Raw genomic sequence first — 19,488 nt, 5'->3', positions numbered from 1 at the left:
CTAATATCATTAAAATATATATTTGGCAAGTTTTTCATGTACATATTACAACAAAAAAGGTAAAATAAACAAAATGGTAAAATCAAGGGAGATAAAATTATGATAACCAAAAAAAATTCCTAAAATAATTTCATTAACACTATGTATTTGTTTTTTTGTACCACTATGCCAAGTGCTAAAGTTATTTTACCAAAAGAATATAGTAATTCTTATTTAGCATTAGATGTTTTGGAAAATGGAAATTTCAAAGAGAATGAAAAAGTAGAATATGAAAAAATTATTGAGGAATTTATAAATTTAGAAGATAGTTATTCATATAAAATTAATAAAACAACAGGTGAGGTTACACATATTAATTATGATTCATCTGGCAAAATAATTGGTGAATATACGACAAATTTTCATGATAGCTTAAAAAATTTACTAAGAGTTATAAAGATGCTCCATATGATGTAATCAACTTTTATGCACTAGAGAATGATACAATTACACAAGGGAAATTCTATAGTTAATAAGCTAGGTATAGGTATGGCAGTGGCTGTTGTATCACTTTTCTATGGAGGTGCTGTTACAGAAACAGCATTAGGTAAATTTTTAGCATCATTTGGAATAGCGCTACCTTCGTTAGGAGAATTACTTATGAATATAAATAGTTATTTTAAATCAAGAGATGCCTCAAATGAAGGATTTAGAATGGCTACACTTGGTTGGTATCAAATTAAAGGGAAATAATATTGCTATGAAGGTGGAGGTCTTGTAAAAAATGCATGGAGAAAAGTAGATAAATATTGGTATTATTTGCAATCAGATGGGTCAATGGCAACAGGGTGGTTAGGAATAAATGGTAAGTGGTATTACTTCTGGAGTGGCGGAAATATGGCAACCAATACAGTAAGTGATGGTTGGAGAATAGATGGCAATGGAGTTGGAACAAAGATATAAAGAGCATAAACTATAAAAAATACAATCTTAAGATTGTATGATTAAAATTAAAGGAAATGAATAACTAAAGAGTATCTTAATATTAAGATACTCTTTTAAATTTTTTTAAATGAAAAAATTGGGAAGGATATAGTTCTTATTTTAGTCTTTTTTACTATAAATGAGTGTCAAAGCTTTAAAGATATGATACTACTGTAGTAAAACATATTATATGTTATGAGGTTGATATCATAACTAATAGCAAAAAGCTATATAACAAAATGGATGAGATATATGGATATGTAAGAGTATTTACATGTGTATTTTAAAAGCACATATAATTTAAGAAGGATTTTTTGAATCGAATAAAAATTACTAAAAATAATACAAAACAAGGTATAGAGTTTTTATATAAAAATCTATATTTTTCATATGTAACTAACAGGTAACTAACAAAAGTCTAACGAATATAGTAAATTAAATGTATTACAATTCTTAAATAGAGAGCTTAACATTAGGGTGGAAAAAGAAAAGATTCCACCTATTTGCCACCGATGTAGGCATTTGAATATATTTTTATATAGCTTAATTTATATTTTACTTTCAGTAATGGGAATAGAAATTTGAAACAAAAAATATCAAAATATACTATAATATTTTGATATTTTTAAGTATTTTATAAAACACCTCATGCTGAAACAACAGTTAAATTAGTTAAGTAATAGAACGATTTATAATGACTTATAGTAAGTTAAATTATTAAAAATCTACCTATTTGCCACTGAAAATGATGGTAGGGTGAATTTTTTATATAATTACATAATTCATTTGTTATAGATGAGTATAAAGTGTTATTTGAGTGAAATATAAAATAATGTGGTTGTTAGATGTGTGAAAACTATCTTATTTGTACATTTGTTTATAGTAATAGTATGAATAGATAGAAGATGGTAAAGGCCACATTACAACTACAGGAAACATATAGTTATCGAATAAAATATAAATTGATATCAGTGATAAAAAAGCGACTAAATCATAAGTAAGAGTCTTAAATCTATACTTATGAGTTAGCAATTTATACTTTGCTATTGAATAGTAAATTCCTATTGAAAATAATAGTAAGCATAATAGAATAGGTTGTTTAATATTGATAGAATTTTTGAAAAAAATAAGTATAAATATTGGGCTATATATATAAATAGAACTTTTAATAGATATATTTATTAATTTTATAATATTATTATCTGAGGCAATCATAATACGCACCACCTTTCATAGAAAATAATGTAAATAATTACATAATACCATGATACCATATCTATGTAATTGTAAAAAGAATAATATGAGGTTATTAAGTTTTACAAGAAAAGTTGACTACGCAACTAAAGTTAAGTATAATAGTTTACAATGAAACTATTATTATAAAAGTTAAAAGGGGATATATAATGGATTGTAATTATGATACCGTAGGGAAATGGATATCAGTACTATATAGACAATTTCAAATTTATATTAATAATGAACTAAAGATTTATAAACTAAACTCCTCGCAATATATATTTTTAGTAAATCTCTACAATAAAGATGGAGTGAATCAAGAAGAATTAGCGTCTACTTTACTTATTGATAAAGGTGCAGCAGCAAGAGCTATTAAGCAGCTTGAGGATAATGGGTATATAATTAGGAATGTAAATCCAGAGGATAAAAGAGCTTATAAAATATATGTTACTGAAAAAGCATTAAGTATAAAGTCAGAAATTATGAGAATTTTAGATGATTGGAATAAAATGATATCTTCAGATATGAATAAAGAAGAGACGGCAATATTAATAAAGTCATTAAAAGATATGTCTTCAAAGGTTTTAACGAGTAATAATAAAAAGTAGAACAGAGATATCAAGTAATCTAATTTAAAATGGTATTTGGTATATAGAATAAAAGATGAAATGAGAGTGTACAAATGAATGAATTTTTAAAAATTGTAAGAGAAAGAAGATCAGCTAATAAATTTATAGAAAATATTAAGATACCTAGAGAGGATTTTAATGATATATTCAGAGAACTATCATTAGCTCCTTCAGCATTTAATTTACAGCATGCTAAATATTATGTTGCAGAAGATAGGTCATTAATAGATCAAATTTATGAGTATTCTTCAAAGCAATATAAAATAAAAACATCATCAGCAACAATTATAGTTACTGGTGATAAAAAGGCTTATTTATCAGCAAGTAAAATATATGAAGGATCAATGATGTTAGGTATGATTGATAAAACTGAATATGAAATTATGATTGATAGTATTAAGCATATATATGAAGATTCAGGAGAAGAGTTTCAACATGATGAAGCAATAAGAAATGGATCTTTATCAGCAATGTTATTTATGCTATTAGCTAAGGATAAAGGATGGGATACATGTCCAATGATATCCTTTGATAAAGAAAAAATTTGTGAATTATTTAATATTCCAGATAATGAAGAGCCAGTTCTTATGATTACTATGGGGAAAATGGACAAAAGTAGTAATAAGATAAGAGGGTATAGAAAACCTGCTGCTGAGTTTGTAAAATTCTATTAATTAGAGCCTAGATAAATAAATAATGCTATTGTACTAAAAAAGTGGTATAATAGATATGAGAGACACTCGTTGTATATGTATGGGTTTGTTACTTACATATGAAGAGTGTCTTTTTCTGTTTTATTTTTTGTGGAGAAATAAAGATAAGAAATTATTTTATGATAGAGTTAGATAAGGACATTGAGTTTTTATGATGACCCTTAAAGAGGAGAATATATAATATATGAAATTTCAAGATTTAAATATAGTTGAACCAATACTAAAGGCTTTAAATGAGGCTGGATATACAAATCCTACACCAATACAGGAACAATCAATTCCATCATTATTAATGGGAAAGGATTTTTTAGGATGTGCACAAACTGGTACAGGAAAGACAGCAGCTTTTGCTATTCCAGTATTACAAAATATCCAGGAGAATAAAGGTAAAGAAAATGGACAAAGATTAATAAAAGCATTAATATTAGCGCCTACTAGGGAGCTTGCCATTCAGATAGAAGAGAATTTTACTATGTATGGAAAGTATATGGATATAAAGAATACAGTAATATTTGGTGGGGTATCTCAGAAACCTCAAGTTAAGGTATTAAGATCTGGAGTTGATATACTAATTGCTACCCCAGGTAGATTACTTGATTTAATAGATCAAAAGTATATTGATTTAAGAAATGTAGAACATTTTGTATTAGATGAAGCTGACCGTATGTTTGATATGGGTATGTCTCGTGATGTTAAGAAGGTAGTAGCTAAATTACCGAAGGTTAGACAAAATCTTTTATTCTCAGCTACTATGCCATCAGAGGTAATGAACTTAGTAAATGCAATACTAAAGAATCCAGTAAGAGTTGAGGTAGCACCAGTTTCATCTACTATAGATACGATTACTCAAGGAGTATATTTTGTTAATAAGAAGGAAAAGAAATCCTTACTTGTTCATTTTCTTAAAGATGAGTCAATTAAATCTCTTTTAGTATTTTCAAGAACAAAGCATGGAGCAAATAATATTGTTAAAGATCTTACTAAGGTAGGAATAGAATCACAAGCAATACATGGTAATAAGTCACAAAATGCAAGACAACTTGCCTTAAGTAATTTTAAAGAAGGTAAGATTAGAGTTTTAGTAGCAACTGATATAGCTGCAAGAGGGATTGATGTAGATGAATTATCTCATGTAATTAATTATGATTTACCTGATGTTCCAGAAACTTATGTACATAGAATAGGTCGTACAGGAAGAGCTGGGCATAGTGGAGTTGCAATAACATTCTGTGACAATGAGGAAAAGAATGAATTAAAAGCTATTGAAAAGGTAATCGGAAAGAACATACCTGTAATGGAGCCAGTTGAGTTTGAGAGAATTATTATTACTAACGAACCAATTGAAAAAAAAGAAGTTAAGAAAAAGGTGGATTCAAGAAAACCAAAAAGAAATTGGTATGCTGATAAAAAGAGAAAGCAAGGGTATAGTCAAAAAAGAAAATCACAATAGTGAAAATAAGAAGCTCTCCATATGTAAGTGGGATTAATTTGCATATGGAGAGTTTTTATAGTCCTGGATTAATATTATTTTATATGGTACCATGTATATCTTTATAGTGTTGTTATATATATTAAATATGCATATATAAATCACATAACATAATATAGATAAAATAATACCATAAAAACTTAAAAATAAAGAAATAATATGTGAAAAATTTATCTAATAATGTAGTATAGATTTTATTAATAAGGTATAATAGAAAAGGTTTTTTGAAAAAATAAGCATAGATAAAGTAGGGGGTGATGGGTATTAGTTATGTAGAGTTTCAGGGTGTTGCTAAAACATATAAAGGTAGTGAAAGAGAGGTAATTAAAGATTTCACTCTTTCTATAGAAAAGGGCGAGTTTATAGTAATAGTAGGACCTAGCGGTAGTGGTAAATCAACATTACTTGAGTTAATTTGTGGCTTTGAAGATTTAACAAATGGGACGATAAAAATTGATGAGAATGTAATTAATGAAGTAGAACCTAAAAATAGAGATGTCGCAATGGTTTTTCAAAATTATGCATTATTTCCACATTTGACTGTTAAAGAAAATATAGAATTTGGGATGAAGCTTAGAAAAGTAGGTAAACTTGAGAGGGCTAATAAAGTTAAGTGGGCAGCAGAGATATTACAATTAGATGAGGTATTAGATGTAAAACCTAAAAAGCTATCTGGCGGGCAACGTCAAAGGGTAGCATTAGCAAGAGCTATGGTAAGAGAACCTAAACTTTTCTTAATGGATGAACCATTATCAAACTTAGATTCAAAATTAAGATATTCAACCTGCAATGAAATAACTAGATTACATAGAGAAATTAATGGAACAACTATATATGTAACTCATGATCAAGTAGAGGCACTAACAATGGCAGATAGAATTGTTGTTTTAAATGATGGAGAGATACAACAAGTAGACAGTCCAAGGGAAATATATAAAAATCCTAAAAATATATTTGTTGCTAGTTTTATAGGGAAACCACAAATAAATTTATTTGAAGCTGTAAGAAAGGGAAATAAGCTTAAAGTAGCTAATTCTATGAACTTTAATATAGAGGAAGATTTATTAGATATTGAAGAAAATAAGCAATATATATTAGGGGTAAGATCAGAGCATATTAATATTGTTGAATCCAGTGAAGCTTCTATGAGGGCAAAGATAGAAAGAATAGAGTATCTTGGTGGAGAGGTAGTAATATATCTTAGTAATGAAGATCAGAAATTTACAATGAAAACTTATGAAATAAAAGATTTTACCTTAGGGCAACATATAGATATTAGTTTTAAACTTAGTAATGCAAATATTTTTGATAAAAGGACAAAAGAAAATATAAGGAGGAATATATAGTGAAAAAGTTAAAAGTGGTTAGCTTGTTAATGGCATTAGCCTTAACCCTTACTGGTTGTGGAACTAGTAAGAAGGAGGCAGAGGGTAAAATTGGGGGTACTATTACAGTAGTAACTGACAGACCTGATGCAACTGAATTATATGAAAAAATAGAAAAGGACTTTATTACAAAGTATCCAGAGGTTGAAGATATTGTTTGGGAATCATCTTCAGATTACGATACATATATAACAACTCGTATGAACACAAAGGATTATGGTGATGTCTTATTTGTACCTTTTAGTATGAATGGTACACCTAGTGAATACGAAAATTATTTTGAATCCCTTGGGACAGTAGAAGAACTTGAAAAGAAGTATATTGATGTAACTGAGGCTGACTACAACTCAAATGTATATGGATTACCAGCTGTAATTAACTCATTAGGGATTGTATATAATGAAGAGGTTTTAAATAAGGCTGGAATAACTGAAATGCCTACGTCAACAGAAGAATTTATAGCAGCTTGTGAAAAGATAAAAGCAAATACAGATGCAGTACCATTCTTTACAAATTATAAGAGAACTGCAGTATGGGGTGGAGCACTTACATCTTATGGTGGAGAGCAGTATAGATCAGAAATGCTAAAAGCAGGAACTGCCTTTAAAGAAGGTCAACCAATACGTGAAGTTATGGATTTATTTTATGAGTTAGCTTCAAGAGGTCTTATTGAAGAGGATCCAATTACAGCAGATCAAGCTAAGGGATATCAAATGGTAGCCGATGGGAAGGTAGCAATGATAATGAGAGGTTCTCAAGATGTACCTACAATACAAAAACTGAATACAGCAAATAAAATAAAGATTACACCTTTCCCAGTTAAGTTTGAAGGGAAAACAAGTATTCCTTTTGGAACCCCTACAGTTGTTGGAATAAATAAAAATAGTGAAAATAAAGCTACTGCAAGAGCTTTCTTAGACTTCTTTATATCTTCAGCAAGTGGATATGCTAAGGATTTAGATGGAATGTCACCAAGTAAAGAAGATTTAAATGAAGAAGAAAAGAAGATTTTTGAAGAAAGTAATATAGTATTAACAGCTCCAACAGAAACACCAGAAACAGAAGAACTATACAATAAGATTGCTAATGAAGTTGGAGTTGCTAGAATAGGAGATGTATTACAAAAGGTTATTAATATAGGTTTATATCCAAATCAAAATGAAAGTTATGAAGATTATATAAATAAACTAGAGTCAGATTGGGCTAAAGCAGTAAAAAATAATGAATAATAACAATTTCAGAAAAAAAGAAAGACAAATAATTTTTCTCTTTCTTTTTTTTCCTTTATCTTTATTATTTATATTTGGATTTTTACCTATATTTGACCTAGTAGGTTATAGTTTTACTTCATGGAATGGACTATCATCAACAAAAGAATTTGTAGGTTTTGATAATTATATTAAGATTTTAACTGATCCCAAGTATTTTGAGGTATTTTTAAATAGTGCTTATTACTTTATCTCAGGTATATTGCAGATAATAATAGCATTATATTTTGCAATATTATTATCTTTTAAGGTTAAATTAAAGGGATTCTTTAAAGCAACCTTTGTATTTCCAATATTAATAAGTGGAGTAGCTATTTCTATGATGTTCCGCGTATTCTTTGCACCTGATGGAACCTTTAACTATATATTAAATTCTCTTGGATTAGGGGAGTATATTAATTATTGGCTTGGGGATCCAAGGTTTGTTAATTATACATTAGCAAGTATATCTTTATGGAGACATACAGGAACAAGTTTTATAATATATTTTGGTGCTATCCAATCAATCCCACAGGAGTATTTAAAGATAGCAGAAATAGAAGGAGCAACAATGATGCAAAAGGTTCGGTATGTAATATTACCTAATATTCATACAGTGCTAAAGATAAACTTTGTCCTTTTAGTAATTGGAGCAATTTCAGTATTTGAAATACCAATGATAATGACAAATGGTTCTAATGGAACCACTACATTCTTGCTACAGACTATGAAAACAGCCTTCGATAAGAAAATGATTGGACTTGCTTCTAGTATGGCTGTTGTAATAACTGTGGTAATAGTAGTGATGACATATATTCAAAAGAAAGTGTATAGGAATGATAATGATGAGTATTAAGAAGATAGGATTAAATGTTCTTAAATATAGTAGCTTAATATTATGGACAATGATTATACTATTTCCATTGATAACTATATTTTTTGGATCATTTAAAACAGATAGTGAATTTATTAATACAGCAGGAATAGTTCCACCTACAAGCTTTTTAAATTTTGATAATTATAAAACAGCTTTTATTGATGGTAAGATGATGGTCGGCTTTACTAACACCTTTATATTAATTTTATTTGGAGTTGGAGGAAGTGTAATTATAGGATCTATGGTTGCCTTTGCAATTAGTAGATTTGATTTTAAATTTAAAAAAATAGTATTATTTATGTACTTATTTGTGTCTATGGTTCCTATGGAGATATCTCAGGTGGCAACCTTTAAGATTATTGATGCTATGGGGATTTATAATACTAGATTAGCAGCAATAGTTCTTTATCTTGGAGCAGATGTACTGATGGTTTATATTTATCTACAAATGTTTGAAAGAATACCTATAGAATTAGATAAAGCGGCAATGCTTGAAGGCGCAAGCTATTTTCAAGTATATAGAAAAGTTATATTCCCTTTATTAAAGCCTGCTACTGCAACTATATGTATGATAAAAACTATAGCAATATATAATGATTTTTATATTCCATTTTTATATATGCCAGGGGAGAAGTTAAATACTGTATCAACAACATTATTTAAATTTATTGGGCCTGAGTTAGCAGAATGGCATATAATAAGTGCAGCAATCGTAATTAGTATGATTCCAATGTTGTTATTTTTTATTTGTCTACAGAAATATATATACACTGGAATTACAGCAGGGAGTATTAAATAATGGAAAGAAGTAATTTTTTTAGAAGAGCTTATACTGTTATGGAAGTAAGAACTGGATTTGCAACTGGGTTACCTGTTTTGAGTGGAGGATTATTTGGAGCTTATTTAGCTGGTGGTTTAAAAATAATACCATTAATTCTTATGTTTATTACAGGTTTTAGTTTAAATATAGTAGCTAATGTAGCAAATGAGATAAGAGCTTACTTGAAAAATGAAGAAAATGAAGAAACTTTTACTGGTCACTTAGGAAGTGAAGGATTAGTTAGAGGTGAAGCTAGATTAATAGATGCTATAATTGTTATCCTATTTTTCCTTGGACTAAGTGGAGTTTGTGGTTTATCAATTGTAGTAATAACAAGGAATATAAATATATTAATAATAGGTATAGTCAGTGTAGTAGCAGCAGTTGGTTATTCACTAGGACCTAAGCCTTATATTATTTATCCAGTTGGAGAGTTAATATCAGGAATATTTGTAGGTGCAATAAGTTGTTTTGTATCAGCATATATACAAACAGGTTACAATAGCTATTCAATACTTTTATATTCATTAGTTGCAATGATAATGACTGTGTTTTTAATGTCTACAAATAACACATCAGATTATGAGAAGGATAAGGGAGTACGTGTAACTCTTCCACATGTTATTGGCTTTAGAAATTCAATTAAATTAATAATACCAGAAGGAATATTAATGATAGTAGCATGGATTAGTTTATTCATTATTGGAAGTATTACGGTTTTAATGTTTATATCGGGAGTAGTGATATTTTATTATTATGGATATATTCGTTGGTATAAAGACTACTATAAGATACAAGAAGTATATCCAGAGATGGGGAGAGAGTGGGGACCAAGACCACTATTATTAATAAATAGTTTCCATTCAATTTTAAGTTTAGAATTTTTAATTATGTTAATTATGAAGTAAGGAGAAAATTATGAGTGCTATAAATTTAAGCTTAATAAGAAAGAATCCTCTTACAGTACCAGTGTTAATAGCTGATAAGAAGGGATTATTTAAGAAACATAATGTAGAGGTTAATTTACATATTACTGAGGATTTTACATTTAATAAGAATCAGGACTTTTACGATGGAGAAGTAGATGGAATGGTAGGGGATGTAACATTCTTTTTCTATATGCTAGAGAGAGGAAAAAAAGCAGTTATAACATCTAATCTAACACGTACAATAAATCTTGTAGGAGGTAAAAATCTTCCGGAAGATTTAAATGGAATAAAGGTAGGAGTAAATAGGGCAGGGTTATTTAGGTTATATTTAGAAAATGATTTGAAGGACATAGTTCCTAATGCAAAGATTCAGTGGATTAACAATACATATGATAGAATTAAAGCTCTTGAGGATGGAGAAATTGATGCTTTAGTTGCAATAGAACCTTTTGTTACAGATGTTATTGAAAAGGGTGGAAAGGTAATATGGAACTCAAGAAATAGTGATAAAAACTTAGTAATGTGGGCTTTTGATGAAAACTTCTACTTAAATAATAAGGAGACTATAAAGGATTTCCATAATGCAGTAGAAGAAGCAATAGAGCTATTTAATGGTTTATCACCAGAGGGGAAAGTGAATATTTGTATTGAGTCTGCAGGATATTCAGAGGAATCAGCAATGAGGTTAAGAGAATTTAATTTTGAGAAGCAAGATAACTTTAGAATTGAAGATTTTAATTTATGTCAAGAATGGATGTATAGAGAGAAAGAAATTACAAAATTATATAACGCTGAAAAATTGATTTGCAATATATTTTAATGAAAAATTAATAATATAGGTATAAATATTACTATTTTTTTATAAGATGTAAGTAATTTGATGCTTGTCTTAAAATAATCTTAAAAAGGTTTAATAAGAATAAAATTGGTTTAAAGTTATGATAATATATTTTCAGGGGACACTTGATTTCATAAGGCAATTATAATAGAAACAGCATGAATATTTTTGTGCTGTTTTTTATTTTTATAGGACATAATGTTGTCCACATAGGAATGCTATCCTTAGATCATAAAGGGTGAGAGGAGATTATTAAATGAATTATGAAATTGTTAATCTAAAAGAAAAAATGGTAGCAGGTATCCTAATAAAGACAACAAATGAAAATTATAAATCAATGATAGATATTGGTGAGTTATGGGGACAATTTTTGGGTACTGGATCATTCTTATCAATATCTAGTAAAGTAAATAAAAAGACTATAGGCTTGTATACAGATTATGAAGGAGATTATACAAAACCATTTAATTTCATTACTTCTTGCGAGATAAATTCTTCAGATGGTTTACCAAGTGAAATGGTTATAAAGAAAATAGAATCAGGTAAGTATGCAAAGTTTATTATTAACGGAGATGTTCAAAAGGCAGTGGGAGAATTCTGGACAGAGCTTTGGAACATGAATTTAGATAGAAAATATTCTAGTGACTTTGAGGAGTATCAAAATAATTCAGAAGACTTATCAAATCAGGAGATACACATTTACATAGCATTAAATTAATTGAAATTAAATATTTTCTTTGAGCATTTATCGTAGAAGTGGAGTATATAAGTTATACCCATTATTGAGATCTTATATTATAATTAAATAGAAAAGGAGATGAGTCTATGATAAATGAACAATCCTTAATGGCATTAGGATTATCTATTATTGCAGGTATGGCTACTATTATAGGGGCTTTAATTATATTTATTCCACAATCAAAAAGTGAAAAGACAATAACAGTAGCTTTAGGCTTTGCAGCTGGTATTATGTTAAGTGTATCTTTTGCAGAATTACTACCGCAAGGACAAGCACTTCTTGGTAAAAGTATGGGAGAGAAGTTGGGAGTTGTAATATCTATATTATTTTTAATAGTTGGTATAGGAATTGCAATGGGAATTGATCAATTTGTACCACATGAAGAATTTGATGAAAAGAATGGTGATAAACCACATAAAAATTTGTTTAGAGTAGGATTTGTATCAATGCTTGCAATAACTCTTCATAACTTCCCAGAAGGGATTGCAACGTTTATGGCAGGGTACAATGATATTGGCCTTGGAATTACTATTACAATAGCTATTGCATTGCATAATATACCAGAAGGAATATCGGTTGCTATGCCAATATATTTTGCTACAGGAAGTAAAAAGAAGGCGTTTAAATATACATTTCTTTCAGGAATAGCAGAACCATTAGGGGCATTACTAGCATTTTTAGTATTAAGACCATTTATAAATGATTTTGTACTTGGTGCTATATTTGCAGCAATATCTGGAATAATGATATATATAAGTTTAGAAGAATTAATACCATCATCAAGACAATATGGATATAATAGACTAGCCTTAATGTCAACACTTGCAGGTATATGCATTATGCCTATAAGTATGGTAATTTAGTATATATAAATAGTTTAATGAAAGCCGGGCATAGCCACTTTTCTATTAAATTTCTATAAAGAGTATCACTTTAATTAATACTTAAATAGAATATAAGGATAGAGATTAAAAGGAGAATTATTAATGGATAATTACTTATGTCCTTGTGGTTATATTTATGAACCTGAATTTGGAGATGATGAAACAGGAATAGCAGCAGGAACTTCATTTGAAGATATTCCAGAAGATTGGGTTTGTCCAGTATGTGGATTAGGTAAGGACGCTTTTGAAAAAATGTAATTTTAAATAAAGATTAAGAGATATTCTAGTGAAATTAGAATATCTCTTTTATATTAAAAAACATACTGATATTGGTTTAATTAAGATGACTTTTCAATGAGATTATTATATAAAAAAGCAAATTTTAGTACACTAAGAAATTGGGAAAAGAGATATAGGAAGTTTATCAAAATAAGGAGGAAAAATTAATAAAATAGATAAAAACATATAACTATGTAAATTGATGGATAAGAGAGCATAAAGCATAAAAGTCCATAAAAAACAAATTTTCAAATAATGGTTAATTACGAAGAAATATATAAAATTATCAAGTATAAATTGGGAGAGAATATCCAAAAAAATATTGCATTTTAAAGAAAATAGTGCTAAAATTAAGTCGTAGAAATACAAAAAATAAAAAAAGAAAATTAAAGATTCAGTAGATAATAATGTTCTCCGGTTAGGGATTTATTTATCGAAATGGTCTTTAAATTGGAGGATTTGTAATGGATAAGACTTTAGTATGCGTTGATTGTGGTAAGGAATTCATATTCACAGAAGGAGAACAAGCGTTCTACAAAGAAAAAGGATTCGAAAACGAACCAAAGAGATGCCCAGATTGCAGAAGAGCTAAGAAAGAGCAAAATAACAGAAGATAGTCTTTAGACTATTGCAAAGCTATAAGAGTTAATTCTTATAGCTTTTTTTGTTATATAAAATTACACCGATAATCATTAGGGTTCTTAAAAACATTAAGAATCTTATAATATATAAATAATTAAATTACAATAGGCAAACACTATACTGATAATAATTATGAAATTAAAATAAGTTTAGAGAGGTGTTAGCTTTGGAGTTAAAGGATAGTAGAACTAAAGAAAACTTATTAAGAGCTTTTGCAGGTGAGAGTCAAGCTAGAAATAGATATGATTTTGCAGCTGAAGTTGCTAAAAAGGAAGGTTTATTTATAATTCAGGACTTATTTAAATATACTGCAAACCAAGAAAAGGCTCATGGTGAAGTATACTATGGTGCACTTAAGCAGTTTAATGGTGAAAATATAAATATTACAGCAGCTTATCCAATTGGAGATTATCCAGATACTTTAGGATTATTAAAATCAGCACAACATAATGAGCGTGAAGAATGGAATCAGGTTTATAGTGAGTTTGCTGAAATTGCAAGAAATGAAGGCTTTGTACCTATTGGAACAATATTTGATAATGTAGCATCTATAGAAAAACTTCATGATGATAGATTTACTAAATACATTGAAGAAATGGAGAATGGAACCCTGTTTAAAAAGGGTACGTCAGTGCAGTGGATGTGTACTAATTGCGGATATGTATATGAAGGACAGGAAGCACCACAATTATGTCCAGTTTGCTCTTATCCCCAGGGCTATTATATGTTATTTGAAGATACACAATTTGAAACTAGAAAGGAATAGTGAATAATGAACCAATCATATTGGATAGAATCATCAGTTAATAGAGGGTATAGCAAATTAAATTCTAGTGAAGAGTGTGACTGCGCAGTAATTGGTGGGGGGATAGCAGGACTCACTACAGCATATCTACTATCAAAGAAAGGGAAAAAAGTAAAGTTAGTAGATGCAAATGAAATTGGATATGGATGTACTGGAAGAAACACAGGAAAGATAACAACACAACATAATATTATATATTCAAAAATAAAAAAGAAATATGGTATTGAGAAAGCAAAAAACTATTATGATGGAAACAAGTCAGCTATAGATTTTATAGAGAACTTAATTAAGGAAAATGAAATAGAATGTGAATTCAAAAGAACTACTTCGTATATTTTTGCTAATTCAGATAAAGGAATGAAGGATTTAAGGGAAGAGTTTGATGTTTGTAAAGAAATAGGGATAGACTGTGAGTTTGTATATGAATTACCTATTCCATTAGAAGTTAAAGGAGCAATATTATTTAACAATGTAGCTGAGTTTAATCCTAAAATGTACTGCGATAATTTAGGCGATTTAATAATAAAAGAGGGGGCTACAATATATGAAAATAGTCCTATTGTCGAAGTAGAAGAAGGGGCAAAGTGCACAATTAAAACTAGAGAAGGAAAGTATATTCAATGTAATCAGCTAGTTTTAGCAGCTCATTTTCCTTTTTATGATGGATTGAGTTTTTACTTTGCAAGATTAAATCCAGATAGATCATATATTGTTGCAGGATATACAGAGAGTACTAATTTAGAAGGTATGTATATTAGCGTAGATGAGCCTAGAAGAAGTATTCACTATATTAATGGAAACGGAGAGAAGTTGTTATTGATAGGTGGAGAAAATCATAAGGTAGGGGAAGGTAAAGATATTAATTATTACGATGTTCTAAAGGATTACGGAGCTAGCAATTTTGGAGTAAGTAATTATAAATATGAATGGTCTGCAGAGGATTATATTACCCCAGATTATATGCCTTATATAGGCGCTCTTAATAAGAGTACTAAAAATATATTTGTAGCAACTGGTTTCAATAAGTGGGGTCTTACAAATGGCACCTTAGCAGGAATTATTATTTCTGATTTAATAGTTGATGGAAAATCAGAGTATGAGGAAACTTTCAATCCATCAAGGATGAAAACATACTTTTCAACTGAGTTTTTAAAACATAATGGTGACGTTGCCTATAGATATATTAAGGGTAAGCTTAATATGGGAGATTTAGATACAGATATTAAGAAAGGCGAGGAGAAAATTATATTTTTAGATGGGAATAGGTATGGAGCATATAGGGATAATAGTGGTGAACTATTTATAGTGGATATTACCTGCACTCATTTAGGCTGTGAGTTATCTTGGAATGATATAGAAAAGAGTTGGGACTGTCCTTGCCATGGCTCTAGATTTAATTATGAAGGTGGCATTTTAGAGGGGCCGGCAACAGAACCACTTAAAAGATACAAAGATGGAGAAAATAAAATAAATCCTAAAATATTATAGAGTTTATGGGATCTTTCAAATAGAACTATAATAAAGAGGTTAATTAAAGATAAGTGCGGCAGATATTTTAATTAATATCCGCACTTATTTTAAATTTAACAGTATAATTTCCATCTGGTACAAGGTTAAAATCTTCATCAAAAAGCTCAAAAAGTAGTGGAATATTCTCACCTTGAGTATAGATATATTCATTAGATTTAACCTCACTAAGAAAAGTATCTATTCCGTTACAAATAACAAAGGAGTCACCTTCAACGGGGAAGGAAATAGAATTTAAACTCTCAATAAATAATTTATAAGAATTACTAGGCACAGTTGGTATTTTATAGTTTATATAAATATTATTTGATTCTTCGCAATAAGCAGAGGTTAAAATATTTGAGTCATAAATACAATTAGATATATATATTGTTAGAATATCATTAGGTAATAGGCTATTTTGAAAAGTTATTATATATTTTTTGCCAATTAAGTCTACCTTTTTTAATGAGGTAATTTCGCTAGGAAAATTGTTATAAAAGCAAAATATATCAGATTTATTTAACTTAGGTATACTTTCTGAAAGTTCAAAGGTTATAGAGTTTGAACAGAGATTTGTTGAGGTCAGTTCTACATACATAGTGTTATCCTTTCTTATCGATAAGGTCTAGGAAATCCTAGACCTAAATTTCATTTTATAAAGTTTAGCTATTTGGCATCGAAAGTTATTTCATATGCACCTTCAGATGCATCACCACTAGCATTATTAAGTGTAATTTTCACTAGATCTGTTTGACCTGTGAATTTAACCAAATAAGGCTTAGTCACTGTAATTGATGAGTGGTCTGGTGTTGGTGCAATACCTATATTAAGAGTCTCAGTATCTGCAGTTGAGAAATCTATTCCATTTACTTTATCAAGACCTAAAGTATATGAACCTTCTTCTGAAGGATAGATATACTCTGTTTCTGTAGAATGATTTACAAGGGTTGTGGCTAAGTCAAGAGCAACTCTTTGTGATTTATTAGCACCATCTATTATCTGAACTAATACTAAATCAGTGGTCAATAATGCAGAAGGAAATAATACTGTTATTGAAGTTGCGGTAGCAGTTCCTTGAATTGTTAAACCTGTAATAGGAGTAAATGTACCTCCTGATAATTTTTGAACAGAAAGTTCATTTACTGTTAAATCAGCACCAGTTCTATTAGAAGCTGTAGCTGTAAATCCTAAAATTGACACACCTGATAAAACTAAAGTATAGCTATAAGCCATAAAATCATCTCCTAAAAATTTTAAAACTATAAAGAATATAGTTTTAAGTACAATTTATATTACTTCAATTTCTATAGGCAGTCCTATTTTTTTTGATTTATCTTTTCCTAATATAATATATGCAGTTATTGTATACTTTCCTTTTTTATTTATATTTATAGAAGTTGGACCTACCCCATTAGAGATTTTTAAAATTTTCAAAATATCCTTTATATCAATTAGATTTTCATAAAACAAGGTATTAGACTTAAATTCATTGATAGTAGAAGGATACCCAGTAACTGTGATACTAGAGTCAATAAATGAATTCTTTATTATTGTATCTATAGATAAATTGATATTAACCTTAGGAACATTATCATTTACAATTAATGATTTAAGCTTGCAATCTAAATATAAATTACAAGGAGAGTTTACTGTTAAATTACAGTTTGAAAGGTCTCCAGAAATAAATATATCACTATTGTAAATAGTAGTATCATCAATAATTATTGAAAAATTATTAAGTTCTAGTGATGAAGAGAATATAAGGTTACATGAGCTAGTTATTATAAATCCTTGAGAGTTTGTTAAATTACCCTCTAAAACTATTGTTACTAAGGAGTTTGTATTAATTTTAATATATTTATTACAAAGAAAATTATTATTGAATTTTAATTTGCAAGAAGAGTTAATATATAGATGAGACTTATTAAAGTTTCCCTCCAAAAGTATATTATTTATACTTTGATTTGAAATAGTATTATCAATAATTAAAGAGTTTGTAGATGAATTTAAATCAGAGGTAATTTCTAAGGTCTTGTTATTTGTAAGAATTGTAGACTCACAGTGGTTATTTTTAATAATTAGCTTTCTCATTTAAAATTCACCTCTATATATATTATTCATGTGTACAATAAATGTGAAAATAATGTTTAAAAAGTAAAGTAGAGATATTATAATAAGATGTAAAGGTTAAGAATGAAAGGAAGTTGTTATATATGAAGTTTATAGCTGAAGATAAGGAATACAGATTAGATGAAGATAAATTCGATGGATTTTTTAATGATGAAGTAAATCCAATTGAGAATATTACAGAGGAAGACATATTAAATATTCTGGAAGATAGGGAGCTAGATTTTGAAGTAGCTTACTATGATTATCAATGCCAAGAGTGTAAAAGTAGAATTGAAGGAGTAAAGAAAGCCTATAAGTTCTTAGAATATCATTTTTATCTATATACAAAAAATAATGAGCTTATAATAAGCGACTTAGAAGCTGAGGAAAAAGAAGAAAGCTTCAATAAATTATTAAGATCAGGTAAAGTGGATAATAGCTATATAGTAAGTATAATAGTTTGTGCTGAATGTGGCGTTTATACAATAGAAATTGAGGAGTTTGAAATTTAAGGGAGGGTATTATGAAGAAGAGTAGGTTATTAAAGCTAGTTGCAGTTACAGTTGCAACTACAGCACTATTATTGGTGGGATGTGGTACAAAGGATCAGGGAACCACTACAAAAAATGATGGATGGGATAAAGAAGTAGTAGCGCCAAAAGAATTACCTATAGCTACTATAAAAGTTAAAAATTATGGAACAATCACTGCAGAATTATATCCACAATATGCACCTAATACGGTAAATAACTTTATAAGTCTTGCTAACAAAGGATTCTATGATGGGTTAACATTCCATAGAGTAATAGAGAGTTTTGTTCTTCAAGGAGGATGTCCAGAAGGAAATGGAACTGGTGGTCCTGGCTATAGCATTAGAGGTGAATTCAGTGAAAATGGTTATAAGTATAATACCCTTGGTCACACCGCAGGAGTGCTTTCTATGGCAAGATCTCAAAATAAAGATAGTGCAGGAAGTCAATTCTTTATTGTAACAGAGGAATCAAGGAATAATTCTGCATCACTAGATGGTAAGTATGCAGGTTTTGGTAAGGTAATAGATGGTATGGATGTAGTAGACAAAATAAAGACTGTAGAAACAGGAGCGCAGGATAAGCCAAATACTGATGTAGTAATAGAATCAATAAAAGTAGATACAAAAGGTATAGGGTATAGTGATCCAGAAAAAATGTAAAAATTCCAGTCATAAATATTAAGAAGAGTGGGACAATATTTATGAGGAGTGATGATTATGAGTAAAAATATATCAAATAATTCAACACAAAAGGGTGAAAGAAGACAAAGATTACATGGTAATCAAAATAATGTAGGAAATGATAAAAATCCTACAGAATATGAAAATCATAATGGAAGTCCATTAAAGTAAAAGTAAGAGGA

At 28.9% G+C, this 19,488-nt stretch carries 23 protein-coding genes and 1 pseudogene; 21 read left to right on the top strand and 3 right to left on the bottom strand.

Annotated features, from left to right (window positions below; translation table 11 throughout):
• Positions 1–165 precede the first annotated feature (165 nt).
• From ACSYT2_RS12285 to ACSYT2_RS12200, 18 genes and pseudogenes are all read left to right on the top strand, one after another.
• Positions 166–456, top strand: coding sequence for a hypothetical protein (locus tag ACSYT2_RS12285; RefSeq protein ID WP_438384881.1), 291 nt, complete (start codon positions 166–168; stop codon positions 454–456).
• A 21-nt stretch (positions 457–477) separates the two neighbouring features.
• Positions 478–732 carry a hypothetical protein gene (locus ACSYT2_RS12280; protein WP_438384880.1) on the top strand — a complete coding sequence of 85 codons (255 nt, stop codon included), beginning with the start codon at positions 478–480 and terminating at the stop codon, positions 730–732.
• Positions 733–762: 30 nt separating this feature from the next.
• A pseudogene (locus ACSYT2_RS12275) lies at positions 763–942 on the top strand (cell wall-binding protein); the annotation flags it as partial.
• Positions 943–2,366: 1,424 nt separating this feature from the next.
• Complete coding sequence (locus ACSYT2_RS12270; protein ID WP_430855508.1) at positions 2,367–2,807, top strand: MarR family winged helix-turn-helix transcriptional regulator; 441 nt, start codon at positions 2,367–2,369, stop codon at positions 2,805–2,807.
• A gap of 74 nt (positions 2,808–2,881) precedes the next feature.
• Entirely contained in the window at positions 2,882–3,502 is a 621-nt protein-coding gene (locus ACSYT2_RS12265) for a nitroreductase family protein (RefSeq protein WP_430855507.1), read from the top strand.
• A 223-nt stretch (positions 3,503–3,725) separates the two neighbouring features.
• A complete protein-coding gene (locus ACSYT2_RS12260) occupies positions 3,726–4,991 on the top strand; it encodes a DEAD/DEAH box helicase (protein ID WP_438384879.1) in 1,266 nt (421 codons plus the stop codon).
• A 296-nt stretch (positions 4,992–5,287) separates the two neighbouring features.
• On the top strand, positions 5,288–6,376 hold the full coding sequence (locus ACSYT2_RS12255) for an ABC transporter ATP-binding protein (protein ID WP_438384878.1): 1,089 nt from the start codon (positions 5,288–5,290) through the stop codon (positions 6,374–6,376).
• The gene (locus ACSYT2_RS12250; protein ID WP_430855504.1) at positions 6,376–7,644 is read left to right on the top strand and encodes an ABC transporter substrate-binding protein; all 1,269 of its coding nucleotides are present in this window, start codon (positions 6,376–6,378) and stop codon (positions 7,642–7,644) included. The genes ACSYT2_RS12255 and ACSYT2_RS12250 overlap by 1 nt, the downstream gene beginning before the upstream one ends.
• Positions 7,637–8,518, top strand: coding sequence for a carbohydrate ABC transporter permease (locus ACSYT2_RS12245; RefSeq protein ID WP_430855503.1), 882 nt, complete (start codon positions 7,637–7,639; stop codon positions 8,516–8,518). The genes ACSYT2_RS12250 and ACSYT2_RS12245 overlap by 8 nt, the downstream gene beginning before the upstream one ends.
• Positions 8,499–9,338: a carbohydrate ABC transporter permease gene (locus tag ACSYT2_RS12240; protein ID WP_438384877.1), complete on the top strand. Its 840-nt coding sequence runs from the start codon at positions 8,499–8,501 to the stop codon at positions 9,336–9,338. Before ACSYT2_RS12245 ends, ACSYT2_RS12240 begins: the two co-directional genes overlap by 20 nt.
• On the top strand, positions 9,338–10,267 hold the full coding sequence (locus tag ACSYT2_RS12235; protein ID WP_438384876.1) for a prenyltransferase: 930 nt from the start codon (positions 9,338–9,340) through the stop codon (positions 10,265–10,267). The genes ACSYT2_RS12240 and ACSYT2_RS12235 overlap by 1 nt, the downstream gene beginning before the upstream one ends.
• A 10-nt stretch (positions 10,268–10,277) precedes the next feature.
• Entirely contained in the window at positions 10,278–11,108 is an 831-nt protein-coding gene (locus tag ACSYT2_RS12230; RefSeq protein WP_430855500.1) for an ABC transporter substrate-binding protein, read from the top strand.
• A gap of 274 nt (positions 11,109–11,382) precedes the next feature.
• Complete coding sequence (locus ACSYT2_RS12225) at positions 11,383–11,844, top strand: GyrI-like domain-containing protein (RefSeq protein ID WP_438384875.1); 462 nt, start codon at positions 11,383–11,385, stop codon at positions 11,842–11,844.
• A gap of 107 nt (positions 11,845–11,951) precedes the next feature.
• A complete protein-coding gene (gene zupT, locus ACSYT2_RS12220) occupies positions 11,952–12,728 on the top strand; it encodes a zinc transporter ZupT (RefSeq protein WP_430855498.1) in 777 nt (258 codons plus the stop codon).
• Positions 12,729–12,851: 123 nt separating this feature from the next.
• A complete protein-coding gene (locus tag ACSYT2_RS12215; protein ID WP_430855497.1) occupies positions 12,852–13,007 on the top strand; it encodes a rubredoxin in 156 nt (51 codons plus the stop codon).
• 485 nt (positions 13,008–13,492) lie between these two features.
• The gene (locus tag ACSYT2_RS12210; protein WP_430855496.1) at positions 13,493–13,645 is read left to right on the top strand and encodes a zinc-ribbon domain-containing protein; all 153 of its coding nucleotides are present in this window, start codon (positions 13,493–13,495) and stop codon (positions 13,643–13,645) included.
• Between the two features lie 191 nt (positions 13,646–13,836).
• Positions 13,837–14,436: a rubrerythrin gene (rbr, locus tag ACSYT2_RS12205; protein WP_430855495.1), complete on the top strand. Its 600-nt coding sequence runs from the start codon at positions 13,837–13,839 to the stop codon at positions 14,434–14,436.
• Positions 14,437–14,442: 6 nt separating this feature from the next.
• Positions 14,443–15,963 carry an FAD-dependent oxidoreductase gene (locus ACSYT2_RS12200; RefSeq protein WP_438384874.1) on the top strand — a complete coding sequence of 507 codons (1,521 nt, stop codon included), beginning with the start codon at positions 14,443–14,445 and terminating at the stop codon, positions 15,961–15,963.
• Between the two features lie 67 nt (positions 15,964–16,030).
• Here ACSYT2_RS12200 and ACSYT2_RS12195 read toward each other — a convergent pair whose 3' ends face one another.
• The 3 genes from ACSYT2_RS12195 to ACSYT2_RS12185 all read right to left on the bottom strand — a co-directional run bounded on the left by ACSYT2_RS12195 (position 16,031) and on the right by ACSYT2_RS12185 (position 18,075).
• The gene (locus tag ACSYT2_RS12195) at positions 16,031–16,582 is read right to left on the bottom strand and encodes a hypothetical protein (RefSeq protein ID WP_438384873.1); all 552 of its coding nucleotides are present in this window, start codon (positions 16,580–16,582) and stop codon (positions 16,031–16,033) included.
• A 68-nt stretch (positions 16,583–16,650) separates the two neighbouring features.
• A complete protein-coding gene (locus ACSYT2_RS12190; RefSeq protein WP_430855480.1) occupies positions 16,651–17,217 on the bottom strand; it encodes a hypothetical protein in 567 nt (188 codons plus the stop codon).
• 54 nt (positions 17,218–17,271) lie between these two features.
• Complete coding sequence (locus ACSYT2_RS12185; protein ID WP_438384872.1) at positions 17,272–18,075, bottom strand: hypothetical protein; 804 nt, start codon at positions 18,073–18,075, stop codon at positions 17,272–17,274.
• A 122-nt stretch (positions 18,076–18,197) separates the two neighbouring features.
• On the opposite strand from ACSYT2_RS12185, the gene ACSYT2_RS12180 reads away from it, so the two are divergent.
• From ACSYT2_RS12180 to ACSYT2_RS12170, 3 genes are read left to right on the top strand one after another with little or no spacing between them, the layout of a single operon-like run.
• Positions 18,198–18,605, top strand: coding sequence for a DUF3785 family protein (locus tag ACSYT2_RS12180; RefSeq protein WP_438384871.1), 408 nt, complete (start codon positions 18,198–18,200; stop codon positions 18,603–18,605).
• 11 nt (positions 18,606–18,616) lie between these two features.
• Entirely contained in the window at positions 18,617–19,285 is a 669-nt protein-coding gene (locus ACSYT2_RS12175) for a peptidylprolyl isomerase (RefSeq protein ID WP_438384870.1), read from the top strand.
• Positions 19,286–19,342: 57 nt separating this feature from the next.
• Positions 19,343–19,477, top strand: coding sequence for a clostri-philic family protein (locus ACSYT2_RS12170; RefSeq protein ID WP_430855476.1), 135 nt, complete (start codon positions 19,343–19,345; stop codon positions 19,475–19,477).
• The last annotated feature ends 11 nt before the right edge of the window (positions 19,478–19,488 follow it).

It is taken from the genome of Clostridium zhoujianii, from assembly GCF_051590805.1.
Lineage (GTDB): Bacteria > Bacillota > Clostridia > Clostridiales > Clostridiaceae > Clostridium.
Note: the sequence above shows the minus strand (reverse complement) of the source record. Positions and strands in the feature narration are given on the sequence as shown.

Excerpts from the sequence above, each read along its gene's own strand:
- ACSYT2_RS12285 (WP_438384881.1), top strand. The coding sequence starts at position 166 with ATGCCAAGTGCTAAAGTTATTTTACCAAAAGAATATAGTAATTCTTAT.
- ACSYT2_RS12280 (WP_438384880.1), top strand. The coding sequence starts at position 478 with ATGATACAATTACACAAGGGAAATTCTATAGTTAATAAGCTAGGTATA.
- ACSYT2_RS12270 (WP_430855508.1), top strand. The coding sequence starts at position 2,367 with ATGGATTGTAATTATGATACCGTAGGGAAATGGATATCAGTACTATAT.
- ACSYT2_RS12265 (WP_430855507.1), top strand. The coding sequence starts at position 2,882 with ATGAATGAATTTTTAAAAATTGTAAGAGAAAGAAGATCAGCTAATAAA.
- ACSYT2_RS12260 (WP_438384879.1), top strand. The coding sequence starts at position 3,726 with ATGAAATTTCAAGATTTAAATATAGTTGAACCAATACTAAAGGCTTTA.
- ACSYT2_RS12255 (WP_438384878.1), top strand. The coding sequence starts at position 5,288 with ATGGGTATTAGTTATGTAGAGTTTCAGGGTGTTGCTAAAACATATAAA.
- ACSYT2_RS12245 (WP_430855503.1), top strand. The coding sequence starts at position 7,637 with ATGAATAATAACAATTTCAGAAAAAAAGAAAGACAAATAATTTTTCTC.
- ACSYT2_RS12240 (WP_438384877.1), top strand. The coding sequence starts at position 8,499 with ATGATAATGATGAGTATTAAGAAGATAGGATTAAATGTTCTTAAATAT.
- ACSYT2_RS12235 (WP_438384876.1), top strand. The coding sequence starts at position 9,338 with ATGGAAAGAAGTAATTTTTTTAGAAGAGCTTATACTGTTATGGAAGTA.
- ACSYT2_RS12230 (WP_430855500.1), top strand. The coding sequence starts at position 10,278 with ATGAGTGCTATAAATTTAAGCTTAATAAGAAAGAATCCTCTTACAGTA.
- ACSYT2_RS12225 (WP_438384875.1), top strand. The coding sequence starts at position 11,383 with ATGAATTATGAAATTGTTAATCTAAAAGAAAAAATGGTAGCAGGTATC.
- zupT (WP_430855498.1), top strand. The coding sequence starts at position 11,952 with ATGATAAATGAACAATCCTTAATGGCATTAGGATTATCTATTATTGCA.
- ACSYT2_RS12215 (WP_430855497.1), top strand. The coding sequence starts at position 12,852 with ATGGATAATTACTTATGTCCTTGTGGTTATATTTATGAACCTGAATTT.
- ACSYT2_RS12210 (WP_430855496.1), top strand. The coding sequence starts at position 13,493 with ATGGATAAGACTTTAGTATGCGTTGATTGTGGTAAGGAATTCATATTC.
- ACSYT2_RS12200 (WP_438384874.1), top strand. The coding sequence starts at position 14,443 with ATGAACCAATCATATTGGATAGAATCATCAGTTAATAGAGGGTATAGC.
- ACSYT2_RS12195 (WP_438384873.1), bottom strand. The coding sequence starts at position 16,582 with ATGTATGTAGAACTGACCTCAACAAATCTCTGTTCAAACTCTATAACC.
- ACSYT2_RS12190 (WP_430855480.1), bottom strand. The coding sequence starts at position 17,217 with ATGGCTTATAGCTATACTTTAGTTTTATCAGGTGTGTCAATTTTAGGA.
- ACSYT2_RS12185 (WP_438384872.1), bottom strand. The coding sequence starts at position 18,075 with ATGAGAAAGCTAATTATTAAAAATAACCACTGTGAGTCTACAATTCTT.
- ACSYT2_RS12180 (WP_438384871.1), top strand. The coding sequence starts at position 18,198 with ATGAAGTTTATAGCTGAAGATAAGGAATACAGATTAGATGAAGATAAA.
- ACSYT2_RS12175 (WP_438384870.1), top strand. The coding sequence starts at position 18,617 with ATGAAGAAGAGTAGGTTATTAAAGCTAGTTGCAGTTACAGTTGCAACT.
- ACSYT2_RS12170 (WP_430855476.1), top strand. The coding sequence starts at position 19,343 with ATGAGTAAAAATATATCAAATAATTCAACACAAAAGGGTGAAAGAAGA.